A 7,703-nucleotide genomic window follows, 5' to 3' on the forward strand; every position below is an offset into this window, starting at 1 on the left:
GGATAGAGGGGGCGGGCGGGGCGGCGGTGCTGGTCGCGGGGCACCGGCTGGTGGTGCGGAACAGCGGGTGAAGGGGGCTCGCAGATCAGGTCATCTCGCCTGATTCTCCTGCGAGTTCGGGTACCCCTGCGCCCTATGCCCTCTGGTGCCACGGCCGTTGCTCCGATAGCTTCCGGCGCACACATCAACTCCACAGGTATGCAGGGAGGGTGCACGCGCATGCGCAAGGCGCTCAGATGGCTGCTCGCGCTCACGGTGCTCATCGGCACGCTGGGCACGGCGACGGCGGCGACCGCCGCCGAACCGGAGGCCACCGACATAAAAGACCGGCTGCTCGCGATACCCGGCATGAGCCTGGTGCAGGAGAAGCCGTACCCCGGTTACCGCTTCTTCGTGCTGAACTACACGCAGCCGGTCGACCACCGCCGCCCTGCCGCCGGGACGTTCGAGCAGCGCATCACCGTGCTGCACAAGGACGTGAACCGGCCGACCGTCTTTTACACAAGCGGTTACAACGTCTCCACGACGCCGGGCCGCCGCGAGCCCACGCAGATCGTGGACGGCAACCAAGTCTCCATGGAATACCGGTACTTCACGCCGTCGCGGCCCGCCGAGCCGGCCGACTGGTCCAAGCTGACGATCTGGCAGGCCGCCAGCGACCAGCACCGTATCTTCGAGGCGTTGAAGCCGGTCTACTCCAAGAAGTGGCTGTCGACGGGCGGTTCGAAGGGCGGGATGACCGCCACGTACTACGAGCGGTTCTACCCGCGCGACATGGACGGCGTCGTCGCGTACGTGGCGCCCAACGACGTGGTGAACGACGAGGATTCGGCGTACGACCGGTTCTTCGCGACCGTCGGCACCAAGGAGTGCCGCGACCGGCTGAACGGGGTGCAGCGCGAGGCGCTGGTGCGGCGGGAGCCGCTGGAGAAGCGGTACGCGGCGTACGCGGCCGACAACGGGTACACCTTCGGTACGGTCGGCAGCCTCGACAAGGCGTACGAGGCGGTCGTCCTCGACTACGTCTGGGGTTTCTGGCAGTACAGCCTGCTCAGCGACTGCGACACGGTCCCGGCGGACGCGAAGAACGCGACGGACGACGAGATCTGGAACTCGGTCGACGCGATCTCCGGGTTCTCCTTCTACACGGACCAGGGCCTCGACCCGTACACCCCGTACTACTTCCAGGCGGCCTCGCAGCTCGGCGCGCCGACCATCCACTTCCCGCACATCGAGCGGAAGTACGTCCGGTACGGGTACCAGCCGCCGTCGAACTTCGTGCCGGACAGCGTCCGCATCCCGCGCTTCGACCGGCACGCGATGGCCGACGTCGACAACTGGGTGCGGCACAACGCCCGCAAGATGCTCTTCGTGTACGGGCAGAACGACCCCTGGGGCTCGGAGCGGTTCCGGGTCGGCAAGGGCGCGAAGGACTCGTACGTGCTGACCGCGCCGGGGCTGAACCACGGGGCGAACGTCGCGGGTCTCGTCCCCGACGAGAAGGCGTTCGCGACGGCCCGGATCCTGGAGTGGGCGGGCGTCCCCGCCTCCGCCGTCCAGGCCGCGAAGCCGCTGGCGCGGTTCGACGCGAAGCTGGACGTGCGGGACGCCGAGAGGGAGCCGGCGCTGCGTCCGTAGTACCTGCGATGTACCCGGGTAGTACCTGCGGGGCGCGTAGTACCCCCGCCACCTGAGAGCTACCCCCGACGGCCGACCGGCCCACATTCCGGTCGGCCGTCGTCACTTCCACCGGCGGTGTGTATAGTCCCGGCCCATGGAATCCACCGGTGTCGAGCTTGTGAAGCGCGCGCACGTCGACCTGCTCCGGGTCGCCACCGCGCTGTGTAGCTGACCCCGCACGCCGCGTTCGGCGTTCTTCTTTTCACCTCTGCCTTCCGCTTCGTACGCTTCCGTGCCATCTTCGCCGGGCGTTGATTCAACGTTGCATCCCACTTGGTGACCACCCTCCTCCTGGAGTCCCCATGACCGTGCGCCTGCACTGGTTCCTGCCCACCACGGGCGACGACCGTGACGTGGTCGGCGTGACCGCGCGTGACTCGCTCCAGTCCCGGACGACCACCCGCCCGCCGACGCTGGACTACCTCGCGCAGGTGGCCCGCGCCGCCGAGTCGGCCGGTTTCGAGGCCGTGCTGACCCCGACGGGCAGCGACTGCGAGGACTCCTGGCTCACGACGGCCGCACTGCTCCCGCAGACCACCCGGCTGAAGTTCCTGGTCGCGTTCCGCCCGGGCGTGATCGCCCCGCCGCTCGCCGCGCAGATGACGGCGACCTACCAACGCCTGTCCGGCGGGCGCCTGTTGCTCAACGTCGTCACCGGTTCCGACGCCGACGAGCAGCGCGCGTACGGCGACTTCCTCTCCCACGACGAGCGCTACGCCCGTACCGGGGAGTTCCTGGACCTGCTGCGGACGGCGTGGTCGGGCGACCCGTACGACTACGAGGGCGCCCACTACCGGGTCGCGGGCGGGCGGCTGCGCAAGCCGCCGGCCGAACTGCCCCCGGTGTTCTTCGGCGGCTCGTCGCAGGCGGCGCTCCCGGTGGCCGCCAAGTACGCGGACACGTACCTGACATGGGGCGAGCCCCCGGCCGCCGTCGCCCAGAAGATCGGCCGCGTAAGGGAGTTGGCCGAGGCCGAGGGGCGTGAGCTGTCGTACGGCATCCGGCTGCACGTGATCAGCCGGGACACCGCCGCCGAGGCGTGGGCGGAGGCCGACCGCATCCTCGACAGCCTCGACCCGGCCGCGATCAAGGCCGCGCACGAGCGGTTCAGGACCTCGGAGTCGGCCGGTCAGCGGGCGATGGCCGCGCTGTCCGGGGGCCGTACGGACCGGCTGGAGATCCACCCCAACCTCTGGGCCGGGTTCGGTCTTGTCCGGCCCGGCGCGGGCACCGCGCTGGTCGGCAGCCATGAGCAAGTCGCCGAGCGCATTGAGGAGTTCGCCTCGCTCGGCATCGAGCACTTCATCCTCTCCGGGCAACCGCATCTGGAGGAGGCGATCCGCTTCGGGGAGTGCGTCCGTCCGCTGCTGGCCCGCCAACTCTCCACTGCCTGAACCGACTTGACCGGCTTCACCCGCTTCGCCGAATCAGCCGCATCCGCCGCATCCGCCGCATCCGCCGACTTCGCCAGAAGAGAGATCCGCGCCATGTCCTCCACGCTCGACAGACGAGCCGCCCTCCGCCTCTTCGCCGCCTCCGGTCTGGGCCTCGGCCTCGCAGCCTGCGCCGGTCCCGGCGGTGGCGGCACCTCCTCGGCGAGCAGCAACTCCCCCTCGGCACTCGCCACTTCGGGTGCTGTGCGGGGGGCCGTGTCCTTCGCGCACTGGCGGGCGGAGGACAAGGCGGTGATAGCCGGGCTGGTGAAGGCGTTCGCGAAGAAGTACCCGGACGCGCACATCGAGCAGGACATCTCCCCGTCCGCCGACTACCAGTCGACCGCGCTGCGCCGCATCCAGGGCTCGAAGACGGGTGACCTGTTCACCGCGTTCCGGGGCGCGCAGTTCCAGCAGATCGTGAAGGCGGGTGTGTACGCGCCCCTGACCGGCACGGACGTGGTCGGCAAGTATCAGGCGAGCCTGATCACGCCGGGCGCGCAGGCGGGCCGACAGTACGGGCTGCCCTACCAGTTGGTGTTCAACATGCCGCTCGCCAACACCGACGCGCTCGACAAGGCGGGTCACACGAGTGCGCCGAAGGACTGGAACGGTTTCCTCCAACTCCTCGACGACCTCAAGGCGAAGGGGTACACGCCGATCGCCTGGCCGGGCGGGGACACCGCGAACGCGGGGCAGTTGCTCAACACGATGGTCATGAACAACGCGCCGGGCGACGACATGTTCACGAAGGTCGAGTCGGGCGCGTACAAGGTGACCGACGACTGGTTCCTCAAGACCCTCGACCAGTACGCCCAGTTGGCGCCGTACTTCCAGGCTCGCGCGACCGGTTCGACGACCGACGCGGTGACGCAGCTCTTCGCCTCGGGGAAAGCGGGGCTGCTCGCGACCGGCTCGTTCCAGATGGCCGGGGTGCGGGCGCTGGGGGCGAAGTTCCCCTTCGACCTGGTCGCGCCGATCACGACGACCGCCCAACAGGCCAAGTACGAGGGCGTGTTCAACGCGACGTTCATCCTCGGGGTGAACAGCGCGTCCAAGGTCCAGCCGGCGGCGTACGCGTTCCTGGAGTTCCTCAGCGACCCGGTGAACGCGGCCGTCTACGCCAACGGCACGGGCCAGCACGTCACCGTGAAGGACGTCGCGTACACCAACGCCGACCTGAAGGCCGTGTCGCCCTGGCTGACCCGCAGGACGCTGCTCGCGCCGCGCTTCCAGTTCCTGAACCTCGACATCCGCTCGGCCGTGGAGAACGCGGCCGTGGCCGTCGTCGGGGGCAAGAAGCCCGCGCAGGCGGCCGAGGAGGCCCAGCGTGTCATCGACCAGAAGCGCGCGTAACCGCCGTACGGCGCGGGCCCTGTGGCTGTTCCCGGTGCCCGCGCTGGCCCTCTACCTGTTCTTCTTCGCGTACCCGACCGTGCAGGCGGTGCAGTACGCGCTGACGGACTGGGACGGCTACAGCGCGGCCTACCGCAGCGTCGGCCTGGACAACTTCCGTCAACTGGCCACCGGTGACGACGTGTTCAGGAACGCGGCCGAGAACAACCTGAAGCTGATGGTGGTGGTCGTCCTCGCCCAGACGGCGCTGGCGCTGCTCCTCGCGCTCTACCTGGTCCGCACGACCCGCGCCTCCACCCTCCTGCGCGCGCTGTTCTTCCTGCCGACGGTCCTGTCCTCGGTGGCCGTCGCCTTCGTGTGGCGGTTCGTGTACGACCCGGACGGCGGGCTGCTCAACTCGGGCCTGCGCGCTGTGGGGTTGGGGAGCCTCCAGTCGGTGTACCTGGGGAACCCGGACACGGCCGTGTACTGGCTGGCGCTCACGCAGGTGTGGTTCCACGCGGGTCAGATGATGGTCGTGTTCATCGCCGGACTCCAGGCGATACCGCGGGAGTTGTACGAGGCGGCCGAGCTGGACGGCGCCGGGCGGTGGGCGCGATTCCGGTACGTCACCTGGCCGTTGGTGGCTCCGGCGACCGGGATCGTCGTCGCCTACACGACCGTGCAGTCCTTCAAGGCGTTCGACCTGGTCCTCGGGCTCGGCGGCAACCCCCCTGGCCCGGCACTGGACTTGCTCTCCACGCGGGTCTACACCACCTTCTCCAACAACCAGTTCGGCTACGCCGCCGCCCAGTCCCTGCTGTTCATGGCGCTCATCGCGCTGCTCACCTGGGTCCAGCGGCGGGCGATCCGGAGGGCGACGCGATGACGAAGACCCTGCGACCCCTGGTCCTGACGCTGGGCGCGGCGACCGTCGTACTCCCTTTGCTGGTCGTGGTGTTCGGCACGTTCAAGACGTTGCCGCAGCTCTTCGACTCGCCGTTGGCGCCGCCGTCCGCGCCGACGCTGGACAACTACCGGCGCGCGATCGACGAGGGCGGGCTCGGGGCCGCGTTCGGCAACAGCGTGATCGTGACGGCGGGCGCGGTGGCGCTGACGCTGGCCGTCGCGAGTCTCGCCGCGTTCTTCTGCGCGCGGATTCCGGGGCGGATCGGGTGGATCGTGTTCGGTGTCCTGGTCGCGGGGCTCGCGGTGCCCGCGCAGGCGGCGATCGTCCCGCAGTACGTGCTGTTCGACCGGCTCGGGCTCACCGACAGCCTGGTCGGGCTGATCCTCGTGGACACGACGATGACGCTGCCGACGGCCGTGTTCATCCTCGGCGGTTTCCTGCGCACGATCCCCGAAGAGCTGTACGAGGCCGCCGAGTTGGACGGGGCCGGGCCGCTGCGGTCGTTCGTGTCCGTCGCGCTGCCCCTGACCCGGCCCGCGCTCGCGACGACCGGGATCTTCCTGTTCGTGATGGACTGGAACGACCTCCTCTACCCCCTGCTGTTCATCCGCTCCCACGAACAACGGACGCTGCCGCTGGCCCTGTTGGACTTCCAGGGGGAGTTCCTCACGCAATACCCCTTGCTGTTCGCGGGAGTTGTGATCGCCTCGGTGCCGGTGGTGGTCGTGTACGTGCTGTTGCAGAGGCACTTCGTGTCGGGGCTGACGGCGGGGGCGGTGCGCGGATAGGACGGCTCAGATCCCGTAAGCGCCCGTCCTCGGCAGGGTGTTGTGGCGGGCGTGCGGTGTGAGGGCGACCATGCCTTCGCCCCGCACCGGGGTGTCGGCGTGCAGGTCGAGCGGGCTGACGCCCCACTCCGGGTCGAGCGTGACCGAGGGGTCCCGCCAGTCGTCGGGGTCGTCATCGTCGTCCTCCCAGGAGGGGAGGTAACGCCGTACGACCTTGCCGTCGGCGGCGGCCAGCCAGCCCGAGGGGCCGCCCTCGTCGCTCTCGTAGTGCGCCTCGGCGCGGCCGTAGCGGGCGCTCAACTCCTCGACGAGGCGCTCGACTTCGGCGGCACGCTCCGGGTCGCCGGGGTTGCCCCAGGGGCCGAGGACCAGGGTCCACCCGTCCACCTCCGGAGTGACGTACACCCTGCCGTACTCGGCGACGTCGTGGCTGTCGTGCGAGACGACGTGGTGGCCCAGTTCGAAGGTCGCCGGGCGGCCGTTCCACAGGCCCAGCACCTCGGCGACGCCGTCGCGGTCGCCGCCGGGGACGGCCATCCAGGCGTTGAAGCAGACGTCGAGGGGGATCGGGCGGTCGTCCGGGAGTTTGACGCGGACGAGGCGCTCCACGGCCGCGCGGTCACGGTCCGACAGCGCCTCCTCGCCACCGGCCGCCGCCAGCACCGACAGCGCGTCCGCCCTCAACTCCCCCGGCCCGTCACGCCGTACGCGGCGCAGCGGTTCCAGGACCTCGGGGCCCAGCATCGACAGGACGACCGCCGCCCGCCAGGCGACCTCGCCGTCCGGGTCGGCCATGAGGGGGATCAGGGCGTCGATCACCGGGGCGATGTCGATCGCGGGGTCGCGCTCGCGGCCGTACGCGACCGAGCAGAGGTACTGGATGCCGATCGCGGCGGATTCGCGGACGTACGCGGAAGGGTGGGCCAGGGAGGCGACGTGGCGGTCCAGGGTCTCGAAGCGGCTCAACACACCGCTCAGGCGCCGCCGTTCCTCCTCGTCCTGAGCTGCGGCGAGGGCCTCGACGGCCTCGTCGTAGGCCGCCTCCCGCGTCTCGTCCGTGGGCCGGGCGCCGGCATCCATGTACTGCTCCCCCGTCGTTGGCTGGTGATCGTCATCATCGCGCACACGCATGACAACAACTCGTTCAACATAAGGAGTTGACGCGATTTCGTTCAACTCCCATGCTGGGCTTCATGACTTCGGATCCCTTCACCGCTCCCGACGCCGAACAGGCCCGCGCCCAGCGCGTCTACCCCTCCCTCTTCCGCATAGCCGAGCGGCACGCCGCCACGGACGCGCAGCGCGCACGGCAGACCAACCCCGCGATCCTCGCCCCTCACGAGGCGGTTCGGCTGGTGTCGTTCCTGCTCAGCGGGGCGGCGTTGAAGGAGGAGGGCGAAGAGGACGTCGACCGGGCCGACATCACGGCCGCGCTGACGCTACTGCCGTTGGTGCGGGCCGAGTTGGACGAGCTGGAGGTCGGGTTGCTGGAGATGGCCCGAGGGCGGGAGATGACGTGGCAGGAGATCGCGTTCGGGCTGGGTCTCGGCACTCCGC

The 7,703-nt window shown here is 69.8% G+C and carries 8 protein-coding genes; 7 read left to right on the top strand and 1 reads right to left on the bottom strand.

Annotated features, from left to right (window positions below; all coding sequences use genetic code 11):
* The first annotated feature begins 219 nt into the window (after window positions 1–219).
* The 6 genes from AOK24_RS30825 to AOK24_RS30845 all read left to right on the top strand — a co-directional run bounded on the left by AOK24_RS30825 (window position 220) and on the right by AOK24_RS30845 (window position 6,146).
* Window positions 220–1,638 (top strand): S28 family serine protease, encoded by a 1,419-nt coding sequence (locus tag AOK24_RS30825; RefSeq protein WP_055723324.1) that lies wholly within the window; start codon window positions 220–222, stop codon window positions 1,636–1,638.
* A 136-nt stretch (window positions 1,639–1,774) separates the two neighbouring features.
* A complete protein-coding gene (locus AOK24_RS52820) occupies window positions 1,775–1,852 on the top strand; it encodes a putative leader peptide (protein ID WP_368451344.1) in 78 nt (25 codons plus the stop codon).
* Window positions 1,853–1,982: 130 nt separating this feature from the next.
* The gene (locus tag AOK24_RS30830; RefSeq protein WP_055723325.1) at window positions 1,983–3,074 is read left to right on the top strand and encodes an LLM class flavin-dependent oxidoreductase; all 1,092 of its coding nucleotides are present in this window, start codon (window positions 1,983–1,985) and stop codon (window positions 3,072–3,074) included.
* A gap of 93 nt (window positions 3,075–3,167) precedes the next feature.
* The gene (locus tag AOK24_RS30835) at window positions 3,168–4,469 is read left to right on the top strand and encodes an ABC transporter substrate-binding protein (protein ID WP_055723326.1); all 1,302 of its coding nucleotides are present in this window, start codon (window positions 3,168–3,170) and stop codon (window positions 4,467–4,469) included.
* Window positions 4,444–5,337 (top strand): carbohydrate ABC transporter permease, encoded by an 894-nt coding sequence (locus tag AOK24_RS30840; RefSeq protein WP_055723327.1) that lies wholly within the window; start codon window positions 4,444–4,446, stop codon window positions 5,335–5,337. The genes AOK24_RS30835 and AOK24_RS30840 overlap by 26 nt, the downstream gene beginning before the upstream one ends.
* A complete protein-coding gene (locus tag AOK24_RS30845) occupies window positions 5,334–6,146 on the top strand; it encodes a carbohydrate ABC transporter permease (RefSeq protein ID WP_055723328.1) in 813 nt (270 codons plus the stop codon). Before AOK24_RS30840 ends, AOK24_RS30845 begins: the two co-directional genes overlap by 4 nt.
* A 6-nt stretch (window positions 6,147–6,152) precedes the next feature.
* Here the strand turns inward: AOK24_RS30845 and AOK24_RS46545 are convergent, their stop codons facing one another.
* Complete coding sequence (locus AOK24_RS46545) at window positions 6,153–7,226, bottom strand: HEAT repeat domain-containing protein (RefSeq protein ID WP_079057076.1); 1,074 nt, start codon at window positions 7,224–7,226, stop codon at window positions 6,153–6,155.
* Between the two features lie 113 nt (window positions 7,227–7,339).
* On the opposite strand from AOK24_RS46545, the gene AOK24_RS30855 reads away from it, so the two are divergent.
* Window positions 7,340–7,703, top strand: a 364-nt coding sequence (locus tag AOK24_RS30855) for a hypothetical protein (RefSeq protein ID WP_055723329.1), incomplete at its 3' end; no start/stop codon positions are given.

Source organism: Streptomyces niveiscabiei (assembly GCF_001419795.1).
Taxonomy (GTDB): domain Bacteria; phylum Actinomycetota; class Actinomycetes; order Streptomycetales; family Streptomycetaceae; genus Streptomyces; species Streptomyces niveiscabiei.